13 protein-coding genes are annotated in these 16627 nt (G+C 50.4%); 3 read left to right on the top strand and 10 right to left on the bottom strand.

Going from position 1 to position 16627, the window contains the following annotated elements; all coding sequences use genetic code 11:
• Positions 1-37: 37 nt before the first annotated feature.
• From rffG to trxA, 7 genes are all read right to left on the bottom strand, one after another.
• The gene (rffG, locus tag AC3ISQ_RS00575; RefSeq protein ID WP_489350067.1) at positions 38-1105 is read right to left on the bottom strand and encodes a dTDP-glucose 4,6-dehydratase; all 1068 of its coding nucleotides are present in this window, start codon (positions 1103-1105) and stop codon (positions 38-40) included.
• Positions 1102-2364 carry a UDP-N-acetyl-D-mannosamine dehydrogenase gene (gene wecC / locus AC3ISQ_RS00570; RefSeq protein ID WP_489350066.1) on the bottom strand — a complete coding sequence of 421 codons (1263 nt, stop codon included), beginning with the start codon at positions 2362-2364 and terminating at the stop codon, positions 1102-1104. Before wecC ends, rffG begins: the two co-directional genes overlap by 4 nt.
• Positions 2361-3491 carry a non-hydrolyzing UDP-N-acetylglucosamine 2-epimerase gene (gene wecB, locus AC3ISQ_RS00565; RefSeq protein ID WP_489350065.1) on the bottom strand — a complete coding sequence of 377 codons (1131 nt, stop codon included), beginning with the start codon at positions 3489-3491 and terminating at the stop codon, positions 2361-2363. Before wecB ends, wecC begins: the two co-directional genes overlap by 4 nt.
• A gap of 83 nt (positions 3492-3574) precedes the next feature.
• A complete protein-coding gene (gene wzzE, locus AC3ISQ_RS00560; RefSeq protein WP_489350064.1) occupies positions 3575-4627 on the bottom strand; it encodes an ECA polysaccharide chain length modulation protein in 1053 nt (350 codons plus the stop codon).
• Between the two features lie 20 nt (positions 4628-4647).
• Positions 4648-5730, bottom strand: a complete 1083-nt coding sequence (gene wecA, locus AC3ISQ_RS00555) for a UDP-N-acetylglucosamine--undecaprenyl-phosphate N-acetylglucosaminephosphotransferase (RefSeq protein WP_489350063.1) — start codon at positions 5728-5730, stop codon at positions 4648-4650.
• A 306-nt stretch (positions 5731-6036) separates the two neighbouring features.
• Positions 6037-7296 carry a transcription termination factor Rho gene (gene rho, locus AC3ISQ_RS00550; RefSeq protein ID WP_489350062.1) on the bottom strand — a complete coding sequence of 420 codons (1260 nt, stop codon included), beginning with the start codon at positions 7294-7296 and terminating at the stop codon, positions 6037-6039.
• A gap of 524 nt (positions 7297-7820) precedes the next feature.
• Positions 7821-8147, bottom strand: a complete 327-nt coding sequence (trxA, locus tag AC3ISQ_RS00545; protein WP_489350061.1) for a thioredoxin TrxA — start codon at positions 8145-8147, stop codon at positions 7821-7823.
• A gap of 131 nt (positions 8148-8278) precedes the next feature.
• Here trxA and rhlB point away from each other — a divergent pair, with 131 nt between their 5' ends.
• Both rhlB and ppx read left to right on the top strand, forming a co-directional pair.
• Positions 8279-9568 (top strand): ATP-dependent RNA helicase RhlB, encoded by a 1290-nt coding sequence (gene rhlB / locus AC3ISQ_RS00540; protein ID WP_489350060.1) that lies wholly within the window; start codon positions 8279-8281, stop codon positions 9566-9568.
• Positions 9569-9576: 8 nt separating this feature from the next.
• Positions 9577-11073, top strand: a complete 1497-nt coding sequence (gene ppx, locus AC3ISQ_RS00535; protein WP_489350059.1) for an exopolyphosphatase — start codon at positions 9577-9579, stop codon at positions 11071-11073.
• Positions 11074-11103: 30 nt separating this feature from the next.
• On the opposite strand, the gene rep is transcribed toward ppx, so the two are convergent.
• Positions 11104-13128: a DNA helicase Rep gene (gene rep, locus AC3ISQ_RS00530; RefSeq protein ID WP_489350058.1), complete on the bottom strand. Its 2025-nt coding sequence runs from the start codon at positions 13126-13128 to the stop codon at positions 11104-11106.
• Between the two features lie 110 nt (positions 13129-13238).
• Here rep and ppiC point away from each other — a divergent pair, with 110 nt between their 5' ends.
• On the top strand, positions 13239-13520 hold the full coding sequence (ppiC, locus tag AC3ISQ_RS00525) for a peptidylprolyl isomerase PpiC (RefSeq protein ID WP_037401326.1): 282 nt from the start codon (positions 13239-13241) through the stop codon (positions 13518-13520).
• Between the two features lie 54 nt (positions 13521-13574).
• Here ppiC and AC3ISQ_RS00520 read toward each other — a convergent pair whose 3' ends face one another.
• Positions 13575-15077 carry a M16 family metallopeptidase gene (locus AC3ISQ_RS00520; protein WP_489350057.1) on the bottom strand — a complete coding sequence of 501 codons (1503 nt, stop codon included), beginning with the start codon at positions 15075-15077 and terminating at the stop codon, positions 13575-13577.
• A gap of 237 nt (positions 15078-15314) precedes the next feature.
• Complete coding sequence (locus tag AC3ISQ_RS00515) at positions 15315-16607, bottom strand: dicarboxylate/amino acid:cation symporter (protein WP_489350056.1); 1293 nt, start codon at positions 16605-16607, stop codon at positions 15315-15317.
• Positions 16608-16627: the final 20 nt, after the last annotated feature.

Raw genomic sequence — 16627 nt, 5'->3', positions numbered from 1 at the left:
GAACGGCACGGCAGCACGAGGCTACCGCACTCGAGCATTATTCGCTTAGGCCTAAGCGTTCACCTGCGTAGGAGCCATCCTGAACACGACGCCACCAGGTTTCGTTATTCAGATACCAAGCTACCGTTTTGCGGATGCCGCTTTCGAATGTTTCCTGTGGTCGCCAACCTAGCTCACGATCAATCTTACTGGCGTCAATGGCATAACGCATGTCATGGCCAGGGCGGTCTTTCACGTAAGTAATCAGATCGCGATAGTGAGCCACACCTGCAGGTTTATTCGGCGCCAACTCTTCCAGCAGTTCACAAATGGTTGTAACGACGTCGATATTTTTACGTTCGTTATGACCACCGATGTTGTAGGTTTCACCCACCACACCTTCGGTGACGACTTGGTACAATGCACGGGCATGGTCTTCGACGTATAACCAATCACGAACCTGCGCCCCATTACCATAAACGGGCAATGGTTTACCCGCCACGGCATTCAAAATCACCAAGGGGATCAACTTCTCAGGGAAGTGATAAGGGCCGTAGTTGTTAGAACAATTAGTAATAATCGTTGGCAAGCCATAGGTACGCAGCCAAGCGCGAACCAGATGATCGCTCGAAGCCTTGGAGGCAGAATATGGGCTACTTGGCGCATAAGGCGTGGTTTCGGTAAACAAGTCATCGGTACCGTGCAGATCGCCATAAACTTCATCGGTGGAGATATGATGGAAACGGAAGGCCTGTTTCTGCTGTTCTGTCAGTGTTTGCCAGTAATGGCGCGCCGCTTCCAACATGGTGTAAGTGCCCACCACGTTGGTTTCAATAAAGGCAGCCGGACCATCAATCGAACGATCCACATGACTTTCCGCCGCCAGATGCATTACCACATCAGGTTTATATTGGGCGAAAACCTTGTCCAACGCCGCACGATCGCAAATATCTACCTGCTCAAAAGCATAACGTTCGCTATCAGCAACCGGTGCCAAAGATTCAAGGTTACCGGCGTAGGTCAGCTTATCCACCACCACCACGGCATCCGTCGTGTCGCTGATAATATGTCTTACCACTGCGGAACCGATAAAACCGGCTCCACCGGTGACTAGAATACGTTTCAACGCCAAACTCCTTTGGTATCGACAATCCAATTTTGTTTGATCTTCTCCGGCGCGATGTCTTTGAATTGTTTGTGATCAACCAACATCACGACGACATCAGCTTGTCCCAGAGCGGTAGCCATATCTTTCAACGTTACCTGCCCTACCAATGACTTCGGTAGTTGTTCCACATGAGGTTCCACCGCCCAAGTTTCACCCGCATGCCAATCAGCAATCAGATGTGCCACTTCAACCGCAGGGCTTTCTCGCAAATCGTCGATATTCGGCTTAAATGCCAAACCAAAGCAGGCAATTTTCACTTCAGAAGCGCGCTTATTGGTCGCTGCCAAGCAATCAGCAACTGCGGTTTTCACTTGGTCGACAACCCACAATGGCTTGCCGTCGTTGACTAGACGCGCAGTGTGGATCAAACGAGCCTGTTGCGGATTCTGTGCCACGATAAACCACGGATCGACCGCGATACAGTGACCGCCAACGCCTGGGCCAGGTTGCAAAATATTGACGCGTGGATGGCGGTTAGCCAAACGGATCAATTCCCATACGTTGATACCCTGATCGGAGCAGATCAGCGAAAGTTCGTTAGCAAAGGCGATATTGACATCGCGGAAGCTATTTTCGGTCAGCTTACACATCTCGGCGGTACGCGCGTTGGTTACAACACACTCACCTTCGAGGAAAATTTTGTACAGCGAGCTAGCACGTTCGGAGCATTTCGGCGTCATCCCACCGATAACACGGTCGTTCTGAATCAATTCAACCATCACCTGCCCCGGCAGCACACGCTCTGGGCAATAGGCGATATTCACGTCGGCAGCTTCGCCAGCCTGCTGCGGGAAACTCAGATCGCTACGAGCTTCTGCTAACCACTCAGCCATCTGCTCGGTCGCGCCTACTGGTGAAGTAGACTCCAGAATCACCAAATCACCTTTTTTTAGCACCGGCGCTAATGATTTGGCCGCGGCCTCTACATAGGCCAGATCCGGCTCGTGGTCACCTTTAAACGGTGTTGGTACGGCGATCAGGAAAGCATCTGCCGCCAACGGTTTTGTGACCGCACTCAGGTAGCCGCCTTCAACCGCTTCCTTGACCACTTTATCCAAGTCAGGTTCGACGATATGGATCGCGCCACGGTTGATGGTATCAACTGCGTGTTGGTTGACATCAACGCCCACCACTTTCTTTTTGCGCGAAGCAAATGCGGCGGCTGTAGGCAGCCCGATATAGCCCAGACCGATAACCGAAATAGTGTCAAAACTCATAGTTTCACCTGATGATTCTTTAAAGCTTCGAGGATACGCTGGCAGGCATTCCCGTCACCGTATGGGTTATGCGCCCGACTCATAGCGTGGTATTCGTTTTCATCCGTCAGTAAACGGGTGACTGCATCGACAATTTTAGTCACATTGGTTCCCACCAAACGTACCGTGCCAGCATCTACCGCCTCTGGCCGCTCAGTCGTATCGCGCATCACTAACACCGGCTTACCCAGTGATGGAGCTTCTTCCTGAATACCGCCTGAATCGGTCAATATCATATAAGACTTGGCCATCAGATAGACGAATGGCAGATAATCTTGCGGATCGATCAACACGATGTTGTCGATACCTTTCAGGATACGATTAACTGGCTCACTGACATTAGGATTCAGATGTACTGGATACACCACTTGGACATCGGGATGGTTGCGAGCAATCTCGGCTAACGCGCTACAAATACGCTCAAAACCGCCGCCAAAACTTTCACGGCGGTGGCCAGTAACCAAAATCAACTTCTTACTGTCATCCAAGAACGGGTAACGCTGTGCCAAGTTATCGAGTAACTCTTGGTTACCCATTACGCGATCGCGCACCCAGAACAGCGCGTCAATCACGGTGTTGCCCGTGACAAAAATATGTTCGTCCGACAACGATTCACGCAACAAATTTTGGCGAGAGTTTTCGGTGGGCGCAAAATGATACACCGCTAGGTGTCCGGTCAATTTACGGTTACCTTCTTCTGGCCAAGGCGAATACAGATCGCCCGTACGCAAACCGGCCTCCACATGCCCAACCGGAATACGTTGGTAAAACGCCGCTAAACTGGTTGCCAACGTCGTCGTGGTATCGCCATGCACCAACACCACGTCGGGTTTAAATTCTTCTAATACGCCCTTCAGACCTTCTAAGATACGACAAGTGATCTCACTCAACCCTTGACCGGGCTTCATAATGTTCAAATCGTAATCAGGAACGATTTCAAATAACCGCAATACCTGATCCAACATCTCGCGATGCTGTGCCGTTACGCAGACTTTTGATTCAAAGGCATCATCCTGAGCCAGAGCATGTACCAGCGGCGCCATCTTAATGGCCTCAGGTCTGGTACCGAAAACTGTCAAAACTTTCACAGCGGATCTCTTTTCGTCAGTAAACACAGAGTGAACTGCGTATTGGGCACTTACGCCCTTATCAGCGGATGATTGTATTCTTGTTAATTACGTGGCCGGCGAGTCAATGCAACTCCTGCGCCAACTAAAGCACCAATGGCCCCCCACATGATTAACCAAAATACACGACGTGGACTATCACGTTTTACTGGTTCTTCCGGGGTACGTAAGTAGCGATAAGTTTGAAATTTCTCGTCTAGCGTTGGGCCAACGTTCAACGTCGCCAACATCGCGCGGTTCTGATCGTAATCCAAATCGTAGTTAGGACCTGATGCCTGTAGCCCTTCCAAACGCGCCTGCAACATCGGTTTCCCTAGCAAGAACAGATCAGAAGCCGGTAATTGCTCAACGGGTGTATCCGTTTGAGTACGACTGATACCTTGTTGCTCAGCAATCTTCAATGCCTGTTGTACCCTACTTAACTCACGCTTATAAACCGCCTCGGCTACCGCTTCTTGACGTTTCACTTGCGCTTTCATTGAGGTGGTACGTACCGCCCAAGCCCCTTGAACCTCAGCATTCAGATGTTTCGCCGCACGCTGACTAGCAAATGCCACATACTCGCGTAGCAGGCGATTAGCATCAGCCGACGTTTCAGCCGTCAGTTTCACACCGTCGTAAGGCACTTTTTTATCATCACGCGCGGTAAAGACGATGTTGTTAATCAGCTCATCAAGCAGCGCAGCATTAGCCCGTTCATCCCCTTCCTGACGCTGTTTGTAATAATTACTCTGCAACCAGAAATCACGGCGGGTGTCGTAGGCCGCTAACTGCATGATGAATTCATTGTAGGCTTCGTCGGCAATACTCGGTTGTTCAGTCGCTGTCGCGGCAAGAGTTCGCACATCTAAATTTCGCAAGAATTGTTGTTGAGAGTAATAGCTCCCTAACGCATTCACTGTGGGTTTATCGGTGATAGCAGTCGCACTCCACTCCTGCTTCACTAGATAGGAAACCCCCAGTGCGACCGCAGCAAATAGCACCGCCATACCGATAATCCACGGTTTTCCACGCCACAGGGTGCAACACAAACCGCGGATATCGAGCTCGTTATCCACTGGCGGGGTATTCTTGTCAGACGTTATTTCTGAATTCATCACTGCCCAAAAGCCTCTGGTTAGGATTCTTGCTTATTGATGGCGGAACGACGCAAGCGGCGCTTAAAACGCTTGATATAGCGTGCCACACGCCAAGCACGCTTAATGCAATAACCGTAAAATAGGAATGCCAGTAGGAATAATACCAGCATCGCCCACTCAGGAATAAAGGTAAGTTGTTCACCGATCACCCCGATAGCAGCTAGAACGGCAGCCGCCAACGTGATCAACACAAACGCTTGCCGCGGCGTAAAGCCTGCTCGCATAATCAAGTGGTGGATGTGTTGACGATCAGGAGAGAACGGGCTCATACCTTTACGCAGACGGCGATACATGATGGCGATCATGTCCATCAGTGGGATAGCAATAATCCATAATGCCGTGACCGGGCTAATCGAAGGATTAGTACCCTGAGAGCTTTGTAACAGTAGCCAGATTGCCGTAAAACCGATCAGAGTACTGCCAGCATCGCCCATAAAGACTTTGTAACGCCGGCCAAGAATTCCGAGGTTAAGCAAGATATAGGGAACGATGGCGGCAATCATGGCGAAACACCAAAATGCCAATTCAGCATGGCCACTCAGGTACAACAGTATTCCTAGCGCACCAAACGAAACGCACGACAGCCCACCGAGCAGACCATCGATGCCATCGACCATATTGAAAGCGTTAATCGCCGCCCAAACGGCAAACAGGGTCACCAGATAACCAAATGGCCCCAGCAACATTTCCCAGCCGCCCAAGATATAGCCCAAGCTGTGCAGATAAAGTCCAGCAAACACCATCATGGCGATACCGACTAAAGCTTGCACAGAGGCGCGAAATTTTACGCTGATATCGAAACGATCGTCGAGGGCACCCACAAACACCAACACACCTGCACAGGCAAGATAAAGTTTGTCATGCGCGATCGTTTGATCGGTGATCAAGAAAGCAAAACACAGACCAGCATAAACAGAAATACCACCGACCAAGGGAATCAAACCTTGATGGCGCTTACGATAATTGGGTTTATCCACTAGGCCAATACGTTTTGCTACCTTGCGGGCAACAAATAGAAATGCCAAGGAAAACAGGAAAACAAATAGAATTTCAGTACTCATGTGAGCAAGTTCACAGTTAACAAATCTCTGAGAAGATGAAGTAGCTTAACACGGACAAAAAACAGCACCAGATGTCCTAGCTACCTTTCAGTCATTTCCTATGACAGCAGCGAATCGTTCTTATTCACACAAAAACACATTTCAACAAAATAAATGCACAAAACTAATATATTTATATTGAAGATAAGAGCAAATGCACAGCAGGTCGCAAAAATAACGCACGTTTTTATTACTACTGCTATCGTATCCGCCAAAAGCAAAAAACGCCACGACTAGGCGCAGCGTTCTTTGTTTTTTTTACTCAAATTATGAGCGTTTCATCATATCGAAGAAATCGTCATTGGTTTTACTCATCGCCAATTTGTTAATGAGGAATTCCATTGCGTCAATTTCACCCATTGGATGTATGATTTTACGCAAGATCCACATTTTCTGCAGTTCTTCCGACGTGGTAAGCAATTCTTCTTTACGAGTACCGGAACGATTGTAATCAATCGCAGGGAATACACGTTTTTCGGCAATCTTGCGCGCCAAATGTAACTCCATATTGCCTGTACCTTTAAATTCTTCGTAAATAACCTCATCCATTTTCGAACCGGTATCTACCAGCGCAGTTGCAATAATGGTCAGGCTACCGCCCTCTTCCACATTACGCGCAGCACCGAAGAAACGTTTTGGACGATGCAAGGCGTTGGCATCCACACCACCAGTCAGTACCTTGCCAGAGGCAGGAACCACGGTGTTGTAAGCACGAGCTAAGCGGGTAATGGAGTCCAGCAGGATGATCACGTCTTTCTTGTGCTCAACCAGACGTTTGGCTTTTTCGATGACCATTTCGGCAACCTGCACATGGCGAGAAGCGGGCTCATCGAAGGTAGAAGCGATCACTTCTCCTTTCACCAGACGTTGCATCTCGGTTACTTCTTCCGGACGTTCGTCGATCAACAACACCATCAGCACACAGTCTGGATGGTTGTAAGCGATGCTTTGTGCAATGTTCTGCAACAGCATGGTTTTACCGGCTTTCGGCGGTGCGACGATCAGACCACGTTGACCACGGCCAATCGGAGCGGCCAAGTCCAACACACGAGCGGTCAAATCTTCGGTAGAACCGTTGCCACGCTCCATACGCAGGCGAGAGTTCGCATGCAGTGGCGTCAAGTTCTCAAACAGAATCTTGTTACGGGCATTTTCCGGTTTGTCATAGTTGACTTCGTTAACTTTCAACAGTGCAAAATAACGCTCGCCTTCTTTTGGCGGACGGATTTTACCGGAAATGGTGTCACCTGTACGGAGGTTGAAACGGCGGATTTGGCTAGGGGATACATAGATGTCGTCGGGGCCGGCGAGGTAGGAACTGTCTCCAGAGCGGAGGAAACCAAATCCATCCTGCAATATTTCCAGCACACCGTCGCCGAAAATATCTTCTCCGCTTTTCGCATGTTGCTTAAGGATGGAGAAGATAATGTCCTGCTTACGCAGGCGGGCTAGGTTTTCCAGCCCCATATTTTCGCCGAGAGTGATCAGGTCAGAAACCGGCGTATTTTTTAATTCGGTAAGATTCATAATGGTGGGTTCTTAAACTCGGGGTATGTCTCGAACATATATCGTGAATGGTATGGCAGCTGGTATACATGCCTGTTTGCTGGACGTTCGATCACCGACCTGCTGGATCATCACAGTAAAAAGTGGCTTACATGAGATGCACGCATTGACGATATAAGATCGAAGGTGCCTTAAAAATGATTTTTGCAAAACTGTTTGATTGTCAAACACCGGCTGAGTTCACTTTAATGGTAACTTCAACGGTTTAACACAGAGTAAAACTATAGATTCAAACGCTTTAGATTTAAAACTTCGGACAAGTTCTATTTGCAGTGTGGTTAAACTTAGCACGCTTCTTCGCAGGCGTCTACACCCTTCGTATTTGAAGCCGCATCTGTGTTGACTACGTGCATTCACCCCGGTCACATAGTTGCCTATGCTTCCGGGGACTCACGCCCTTGCCGCCTTGTTGCGACTTCAACTACTTTGGGTGTGAACAAATACGACATCCAACACCAGACGCCCACACAAGGCTTCCCGCCTGATTACAGATTCGCGTCAAGGAACTCTTTGAGTTGACCTTTAGACAGTGCGCCCACCTTGGTCGCCGCCACTTCACCATTTTTGAACAGCAACAGTGTAGGGATACCACGGATGCCATACTTAGGTGCAGTGCCCGGGTTCTGGTCGATATTCAGCTTGGCGATGGTCAACTTGCCTTCGAACTCTACGGCAATCTCATCCAGGATCGGAGCAATCATCTTGCACGGCCCACACCATTCAGCCCAGAAATCAACCAAGATGGCTCCTTCGGCTTTCAGCACGTCCGTATCGAAGCTGTCATCTGTCAGGTGAATAATTTTATCGCTCATGTTTTACTCCACAGGATTGTTGCCTACCTTGTTGGTGTAGCATTAACCAACGTAGGTGATTTTATCTCACCGTGTTTATTTCAACGGATGTGCTTTCGTAAAGCAATAGTTAGCTGATATTCTACCACACTATGAGCAAAACACACTTGACCGAACAGAAGTTTTCCGACTTCGCCCTGCACCCGTTAGTCATTGAAGCCCTTGAGAAAAAAGGGTTTCACCATTGCACGCCTATCCAGGCGTTAGCATTGCCGCTCACGCTCTCAGGGCGTGACGTTGCAGGTCAGGCGCAAACCGGTACTGGCAAGACGCTGGCATTTTTAGCGTCTACTTTCCATTATTTGCTTTCTCATCCGGCGAAACAGGATCGCCAAACCAACCAGCCGCGCGCCCTGATCATGGCACCTACACGCGAACTGGCGGTGCAGATCCACTCCGATGCAGAAGCCCTGTCCCAATCCACAGGCCTGAAACTCGGCTTGGCCTACGGCGGCGACGGCTACGATAAACAGCTGAAAGTACTGGAAAGCGGCGTAGATATCCTGATCGGCACCACCGGTCGTTTGATTGATTACGCCAAACAGCATTATATCGATCTGGGTGCTATCCAGGTTGTGGTTCTCGACGAAGCCGATCGCATGTACGATCTGGGCTTTATCAAAGACATCCGCTGGTTGTTCCGCCGTATGCCGGTCGCCAGCCAACGTCTGAACATGCTGTTCTCCGCCACCTTGTCGTACCGCGTACGCGAACTGGCTTTTGAGCAGATGAACAACGCCGAATATGTCGAAGTGGAACCGGAACAAAAAACCGGCCACCGCATTCAGGAAGAGTTGTTCTATCCTTCCAACGAAGAAAAAATGCGCCTGTTGCAGACGTTGATCGAAGAAGAATGGCCAGATCGCTGCATTATCTTCGCTAACACCAAACACCGCTGTGAAGACGTTTGGGGTCATTTGGCCGCTGACGGTCATCGCGTAGGCCTGCTGACCGGTGACGTGGCACAGAAAAAGCGCCTGCGTATTCTGGAAGACTTTACCAAAGGTGACTTGGATATTTTGGTCGCGACCGACGTTGCTGCCCGTGGCTTGCATATTCCTTCCGTCACCCACGTGTTTAACTACGATCTGCCTGACGATTGCGAAGACTATGTGCACCGTATTGGTCGTACCGGTCGAGCCGGTGAAAGCGGTCACTCCATCAGCTTGGCTTGTGAAGAGTACGCCCTCAACCTGCCCGCGATCGAAACCTATACCGGTCACAGCATCCCGGTGAGCAAATACAACAGCGATGCGTTGTTGAGCGACTTGCCAGCACCGAAACGCCTGTCTCGTCCACGCAGTGGTAACGGCCCACGTCGGGGTTCAGCGCCACGTCGTAACAGTGGTGCACCACGTAACAACCGTAAACGTCCAGGCTGATAAAACACATGCTCAGTTCCAGCAACCTCTATGCCGCCATCGATTTGGGTTCCAACAGTTTCCATATGTTGGTGGTGCGTGAGGTGGCTGGCAGTATCCAAACTCTGGCACGCATTAAACGCAAAGTGCGGTTGGCGGCGGGTCTGGATCCGCAGAATCATTTGTCAGTAGAAGCCATGCAACGCGGTTGGCAGTGTTTGCGGTTATTCTCCGAACGTTTGCAGGACATCCCACGCGAACAAATCCGCGTGGTGGCAACGGCAACGTTGCGGCTGGCATCCAATGCCAATGAATTTCTGCAAACCGCAGAGCAAATCCTCGGTTGCCCTATTCAGGTCATTAGCGGTGAAGAAGAAGCCCGTCTGATTTACCACGGCGTTGCCCATACCACTGGCGGTTCCGATCAACGTTTAGTGGTCGATATCGGCGGCGGTAGCACCGAGCTCGTCACAGGTGACGGTTCACAAGCCACCCAGCTTTATAGTCTATCGATGGGTTGTGTCACTTGGTTGGAACGCTTTTTCAGCGATCGCAATCTAGGGCAAGAAAACTTCGATCGCGCCGAACAAGCCGCCCGTGAAATGGTGCGCCCTATCGCTCCCCAGTTACGCCAGCAAAGTTGGCAAATTTGCGTTGGTGCTTCCGGCACCGTGCAAGCGTTGCAGGAAATCATGGTGGCGCAGGGGATGGACGAACGCATCACTCTGCCCAAACTGCGTCAACTGAAACAACGCGCGATCCAGTGCGGTAAGTTAGAAGAGCTAGAAATTGAAGGGTTAACGCTGGAACGTGCTTTGGTGTTCCCGAGCGGTTTGTCGATTCTGTTGGCTATTTTCCAAGAACTGGGCATCGAAAGCATGATGTTGGCGGGTGGGGCACTGCGTGAAGGATTGGTCTACGGCATGTTGCACCTCCCGGTGGAACATGACATTCGCCTTCGCACCTTGCGTAATTTGCAACGCCGTTATCTGCTGGATACCGAACAGGCCGAACGCGTCAGTCAACTGGCGGCAAATTTCTCACAACAAGTGGCACATGAATGGCAATTGGATGCGCGATGTCGCGAGTTACTCCATGCCGCCTGTCTGCTGCACGAAATCGGCCTGAGCGTCGATTTCAAGCAGGCTCCGCAACACGCCGCTTATTTGGTTCGCCATCTCGACATGCCCGGTTTTACCCCAGCACAGAAAAAACTACTGGCAACCCTGCTACAAAACCAGAGCAATACCATCGAGTTACCGCTACTTAGTCAGCAAAATGCCCTGCCGCCACGCATGGTGCAGCACTTGTGTCGTATTTTGCGATTAGCCATTATCTTTGCCAGCCGTCGCCGTGACGACACGCTACCCGCCGTGCGTTTACGTGCTAGCCACGATGATCGGTTATCGGTGATTTTACCAGCGGGTTGGTTAGAGCAGCATCCATTGCGTGCCGAAGCTCTGGATCAAGAAAGCCAATGGCAGAGTTATGTGCACTGGCCGGTGGTGTTGGAAGAACAAGCCTGATGAGATCAGGGCGATCATTGCACCCTGAATCTATTTGCCGTCTTTCGCCTTCGCTAACATCGCCCGAATATTCGCCACGTTACTCTGCCCTTTCTGCATCCGTTCTTGTGGACTCACCACTTTGCGCTCGGTTTCCCACAGCAGATCATCCTGCGGTAATTCAAGTAAGAAGCGGCTCGGCTCAGGGCGCACCAATTCACCATATTGGCGACGTTCGCGGCACAGAGTGAAAATCAGCTCTTTTTGGGCGCGAGTAATACCCACATAGGCCAAACGTCGCTCTTCATCGACATTTTCCTCGTCAATGCTGCTCTGGTGCGGCAATAACCCCTCTTCCATCCCTACCAGAAACACATAAGGGAATTCCAAACCTTTCGAAGCATGCAGCGTCATCAACTGAACCTGATCTACATCTTCTTCGCTTTCCCCACGTTCCATCATGTCACGCAGCGTAAAGCGAGTGACCACTTGGGTGAGCGTCATCGCTTCATCCAAGTCGTTACCTTCCAGCATTTCGGTCATCCAGCCGAACAACGTATTGACGTTTTTCATCCGCATTTCGGCGGCTTTTGGGCTAGGAGAGGTTTCGAACAACCAGCTTTCGTAATCCACACCGTGGAGCAAATCACGCACGGCGGCTACCGGCTCACGCTCCGCCAGTTGGGCAATGCCATCCAACCAATGGGTGAAACGTTGTAATGATTCCAACCCACGGCCGGTCAAATACTGGCTCAGCCCCAAATCAAAACTAGCGCGGAACAGGCTCTTATTACGCTGATTTGCCCATTCACCCAGCTTTTGCAGTGTCGCTGAACCAATTTCACGTTTAGGCGTATTGACGATACGCAAGAACGCACTGTCATCGTCTGGGTTAGTCAGTACACGTAGATAAGCCAACAGGTCTTTGATTTCAGGGCGTGAGAAGAATGATGTCCCGCCAGAAATTTTGTACGGGATGCGGTTTTGCATCAGCATCTTTTCAAATACGCGCGACTGATGGTTACCGCGGTACAAAATGGCATAATCACCATAATTGGTCTTTTTGACAAAGTGATGGGCAATCAACTCCCCCACCACCCGCTCAGCCTCATGGTCTTCGTTATTGGCGGTGACGACTTTCAGTTCTTCACCGTAACCCAATTCAGAAAATAGCCGTTTTTCGAATACGTGCGGGTTGTTAGCAATCAAAATATTGGCGGCTTTCAGGATACGCTCGCTGGAACGGTAGTTTTGCTCCAACTTAATCACCTGCAACGCCGGAAAATCTTCTTTCAGCAACACCAAGTTTTGCGGCCGCGCCCCACGCCAAGAGTAGATCGACTGATCGTCGTCCCCCACCACGGTAAAGCGTGCACGGTTACCCACCAACAGTTTCACCAATTCATATTGGCTGGTGTTGGTGTCCTGATATTCATCCACCAACAGGTAACGAATGCGGTTCTGCCAGCGCTCCCTGACCTCTTCATTGCGTTGCAACAACAGCGTCGGCAACAGGATTAAATCGTCGAAATCCAGCACGTTACAGGCACGCATATGGGCGTGATACAAACCATAACAGTGGGCAAACAGCTTATCGCGCTCGGAACGCGCCAACTCTGCTGCCCGTTGCGGATCGACCAGATCGTTCTTCCAATTGGAGATAGTTGAAATCAATTGAGCAATCAGCGTTTTATCTTCTTCCAGCCACTTTTCGGTCAGTTCTTTGAGTAACGCTAACTGATCTTGATCGTCAAACAATGAGAAGTTGGACTTCATGCCCAGCGCCGCATATTCACGCTTGATGATATCCAACCCCAATGTATGGAAGGTCGAAATCATCAACCCACGCGCCTCTTTTCGCCCCATAGTTTGCGCCACCCGCTCTTTCATCTCGCGTGCGGCCTTGTTGGTAAACGTCACCGCAGCGATATGGCGTGCCTGATAGCCGCATTGATGGATCAGGTGGGCAATTTTATTGGTGATCACCCGCGTTTTGCCGGAACCGGCACCCGCCAATACCAGACAGGGTCCGGTAACAAATTCGACGGCTTGTTGTTGGCGAGGATTCATTCGCATGGCGTTTTATGGCTCAACTGTTTCACGTGGGAGGAGGATTGTAGCAGAAAGCATCCGCAGGATTTAACCGGTATACTGTGCGCAATTATCGTATGACGGAAGGGGAGATCATGGCAAAGACGGCGTGCGCCTTGCACATTTTGGTGGATAACGAGAAGCTAGCCAATGAGTTACTGGCAAAATTGAAGCGTGGCGTCAGCTTCGATACCCTAGCGCGTAAATATTCCAGTTGCCCATCGAAACGCAACGGGGGCTCCTTGGGGGAGTTCAACAAAGGCACTATGGTGGCCGCTTTCGACAAAGCCGTGTTCAGCATCCCATTGCTAAAGCCTTATGGCCCAGTGAAAACCCAGTTTGGCTATCACATCATCAAAGTGTTATATCGGAATTAATATAACCCCAAGCTTGGCAAATAATTAAGGGGACAATGTCCCCTTAATCCAAATTTACTGTGCGCTGGTTTCCGGGGCTGGGGCGGCGCTGGTAGCCTCTGCCGGTTTCGGCTCTTCGTTCACTACCGCAGGTACTGGCGACATAATGCTCTGGTATGTTTCCTGCAACTGCTTCATATTCATCTCTTGTTCACCCTTTGGCTGCAACAATACCAAAGTGGCCTCTTGAGACAATTGCAGTTTCAGCGATTGGTTCAATGCTTCCAAAGTTAACGTCGACAAGAATTCCTGACGCAGTTTCTGATACTGCTCTGGAGCGATATCGACCACGCCACTTTGCTGTGAACGTAGACGCTGGCTCATCAGCACATCGGTATCAGTACGCGCATAAGTAGTAAACAGCTTGCTAAGTTGGTCGTTCTTTTGCGCCAGCAGGCCAGCGAACTCCTCCTTCGACAAACCGTTATCCCGCACGCTAGCCAATTCACGAGCGATAAAGCTCAAACCCGGCTTCAGGTTATCAACTGGCGTATTGAGATGGATGGCACATTGTGCGCGTTGGTACTGCACCCGGCAGTCAAAGCCCAATTGCAGGTTCTTCTGACCACTCTTTTCCAGCGCCTGCTGCATATGCCAGAACAGCGCCTCGCGGGCAATATCATTGCGCCAGTAGCGACCCAAGTTTTGTGAGTCACGAATGGGTGGCCAAGGCGTATCCCACATGATCGACAGCGTATCCTGCTTCACCTGATCGCTTATCAAACTCACTGGCTGCGGAGACAAAGGTGCTAATGTCGGCACCGTCGCAGGCGTTTCACGCTTGCCGGTCAATGGCGAGAAAGCTTTGTTGATCTGTTCACCCAAGCTGCGGCTATCCACTTTGCCGACCACATACAGCGTCATAGCATCTGGGGTATACCACTGTTGATAAAACTGTTTCAGGTGTTCGATATTCACCGGGTGCTTCGCCGGCTGAGCGGGATCATGCGCCAACAGGGTCGAGCCCTTCAGGCGGTAACGCCACCACGTGTCTTTCGGATTTGGTGGGAAAGTGCCGATCGGATCAACACTCGAATTCAGCACCGCTTGTACCGACTGCTCGTCGATAGCCAGTTTACCGGTGGTATCAGACAGCCACGCCAGCGCTTCTTTCAGCATATCAGGACGGTTATTCGGCAAACTCAGGTTATACATCGTGAAATCGTAGGAGCTGACGGCGGGCGGCAATGGTCGCTCCGTGTCGATACCCTGCTGCCATAAAGACTGCAACTGTGGCGTGGTAAAACTTTCGCTGCGTACAAGCGCAAGGCGCGGCAACAAATGGGCAAAACCAATTTGTTGAGAGGATTCAACCAGTGAACCGGTGTTGACCACTAGACGTAATTCGACGCGATCGCTTGGCCGCTGCGGCGTATCAAGAATTTGCCATGCAAATCCGTTATCCAATTTGCCCTGCTGCCAGGCTGGGTCGGGTTGTAGTGTTTCTGCCAGCACGCTGCTGCTGGTTGCGGCCAGCAATAGCCCACCAACGATAAGATGAATTCTGGTGCCCTGCATGTGAACCCCTGCTTAAAACAATCCAACTGCTAAATGATGATAAGAAATATGCCCAAAGTTGCACACTTGAGCAGAAAGTGGAAAGTGTACCACCGTGTTAGACCACATGCTTTTGTGGATGTCACTCATCGAAGTGAAAAATATTGAATCAGGGCGTTTTTAAGACAAAGAACATCAAAATGAGGCAGGGAAAACGACATCGGCTGCCGTAACAGCCGATGATTGATGAAAGGAGAATCAGGCAGAAGGCAGAGTTTTGTCTGTCGTCACTGCAGAATGCTTGTTATTCAGCACATCTTTCAGTTGTTTTTCGTCCAACTGCTTACACCATTTCGCCACCACGACCGTTGCGACACCGTTACCCACCAGATTGGTCAAGGCACGGGCTTCGGACATAAAGCGGTCGATACCGAGGATCAGCGCCAAGCCGGCCAACGGCAAATGCCCTACGGCCGAAATGGTGGCCGCCAACACGATAAAGCCGCTACCGGTAACACCCGCCGCCCCTTTAGAAGACAACAGCAGCACCACCAACAACGTCACCTGATGAATCACGTCCATTTGAGTGTTGGTCGCCTGCGCGATAAACACCGCAGCCATGGTCAGATAGATAGAGGTACCATCGAGGTTGAACGAGTAGCCAGTGGGTATTACCAAACCTACTACCGATTTCTTACAACCCAGTTTTTCCATCTTGTCGAGCATACGCGGTAGAACCGACTCGGAAGATGACGTCCCAAGCACGATCAACAGCTCTTCTTTGATGTATTTAACAAACTTGAAGATGCTGAAACCGTTGGCGCGAGCAATCGAACCCAATACCACCACCACAAACAAGATACAGGTGAGATAGAAACACGCGATCAGTTGCCCCAGTTGCAACAGCGTACCCACACCATATTTACCGATGGTGAACGCCATGGCACCGAAAGCTCCCAGCGGAGCCAAGCGCATGATCATATTGATAATACCGAAAATCACCCGGGAGAAACTTTCGATGAAATTGAAAATCAACTGACCTTTTTCACCCAAGCGATGCAGGGCAAAGCCGAACAGCACGGCGAACAACAGCACTTGCAAGATGTTGCCGCTAGCGAAGGCCCCAATCACGCTACCGGGAATAATGTCTAACAAGAACGGCACGATGCCCTGTTGCGAGGCTTGCTCGGCATACACCGCCACCGCTTTAGCATCCAAAGTACCCGGATCGACGTTCATACCCGCGCCAGGTTGCACCACGTTCACGATCACCAAACCAATCAGTAGCGCAATGGTACTAACGATTTCAAAATACAGCAGCGCGATGGCACCAGTACGACCAACCGCCTTCATGCTCTCCATGCCCGCAATACCGGTAACGACGGTACAGAAGATCACGGGTGCGATAATCATTTTAATTAGCTTAACAAAGCCGTCACCCAGTGGTTTCATCTGGGCACCGATGTCAGGGTAGAAATGGCCAAGCAGGATACCCAGCGTAATCGCTGTCAGCACCTGAAAATAAAGGCTTTTAAAGATTGTAATTTTCATAATTGAACATCCTATGGGGG

It is taken from the genome of Serratia sp. KH_031 (genome assembly GCF_057839655.1).
The sequence above is the reverse complement of the archived record's forward strand: the minus strand, read 5'-3'. Positions and strand labels throughout refer to the sequence as shown.

Coding starts and splice junctions, on each gene's coding strand:
- wecC (WP_489350066.1), bottom strand. CDS start 2,364: ATGAGTTTTGACACTATTTCGGTTATCGGTCTGGGCTATATCGGGCTG.
- wzzE (WP_489350064.1), bottom strand. CDS start 4,627: ATGAATTCAGAAATAACGTCTGACAAGAATACCCCGCCAGTGGATAAC.
- wecA (WP_489350063.1), bottom strand. CDS start 5,730: ATGAGTACTGAAATTCTATTTGTTTTCCTGTTTTCCTTGGCATTTCTA.
- rho (WP_489350062.1), bottom strand. CDS start 7,296: ATGAATCTTACCGAATTAAAAAATACGCCGGTTTCTGACCTGATCACT.
- trxA (WP_489350061.1), bottom strand. CDS start 8,147: ATGAGCGATAAAATTATTCACCTGACAGATGACAGCTTCGATACGGAC.
- rhlB (WP_489350060.1), top strand. CDS start 8,279: ATGAGCAAAACACACTTGACCGAACAGAAGTTTTCCGACTTCGCCCTG.
- ppx (WP_489350059.1), top strand. CDS start 9,577: ATGCTCAGTTCCAGCAACCTCTATGCCGCCATCGATTTGGGTTCCAAC.
- rep (WP_489350058.1), bottom strand. CDS start 13,128: ATGCGAATGAATCCTCGCCAACAACAAGCCGTCGAATTTGTTACCGGA.
- ppiC (WP_037401326.1), top strand. CDS start 13,239: ATGGCAAAGACGGCGTGCGCCTTGCACATTTTGGTGGATAACGAGAAG.
- AC3ISQ_RS00520 (WP_489350057.1), bottom strand. CDS start 15,077: ATGCAGGGCACCAGAATTCATCTTATCGTTGGTGGGCTATTGCTGGCC.
- AC3ISQ_RS00515 (WP_489350056.1), bottom strand. CDS start 16,607: ATGAAAATTACAATCTTTAAAAGCCTTTATTTTCAGGTGCTGACAGCG.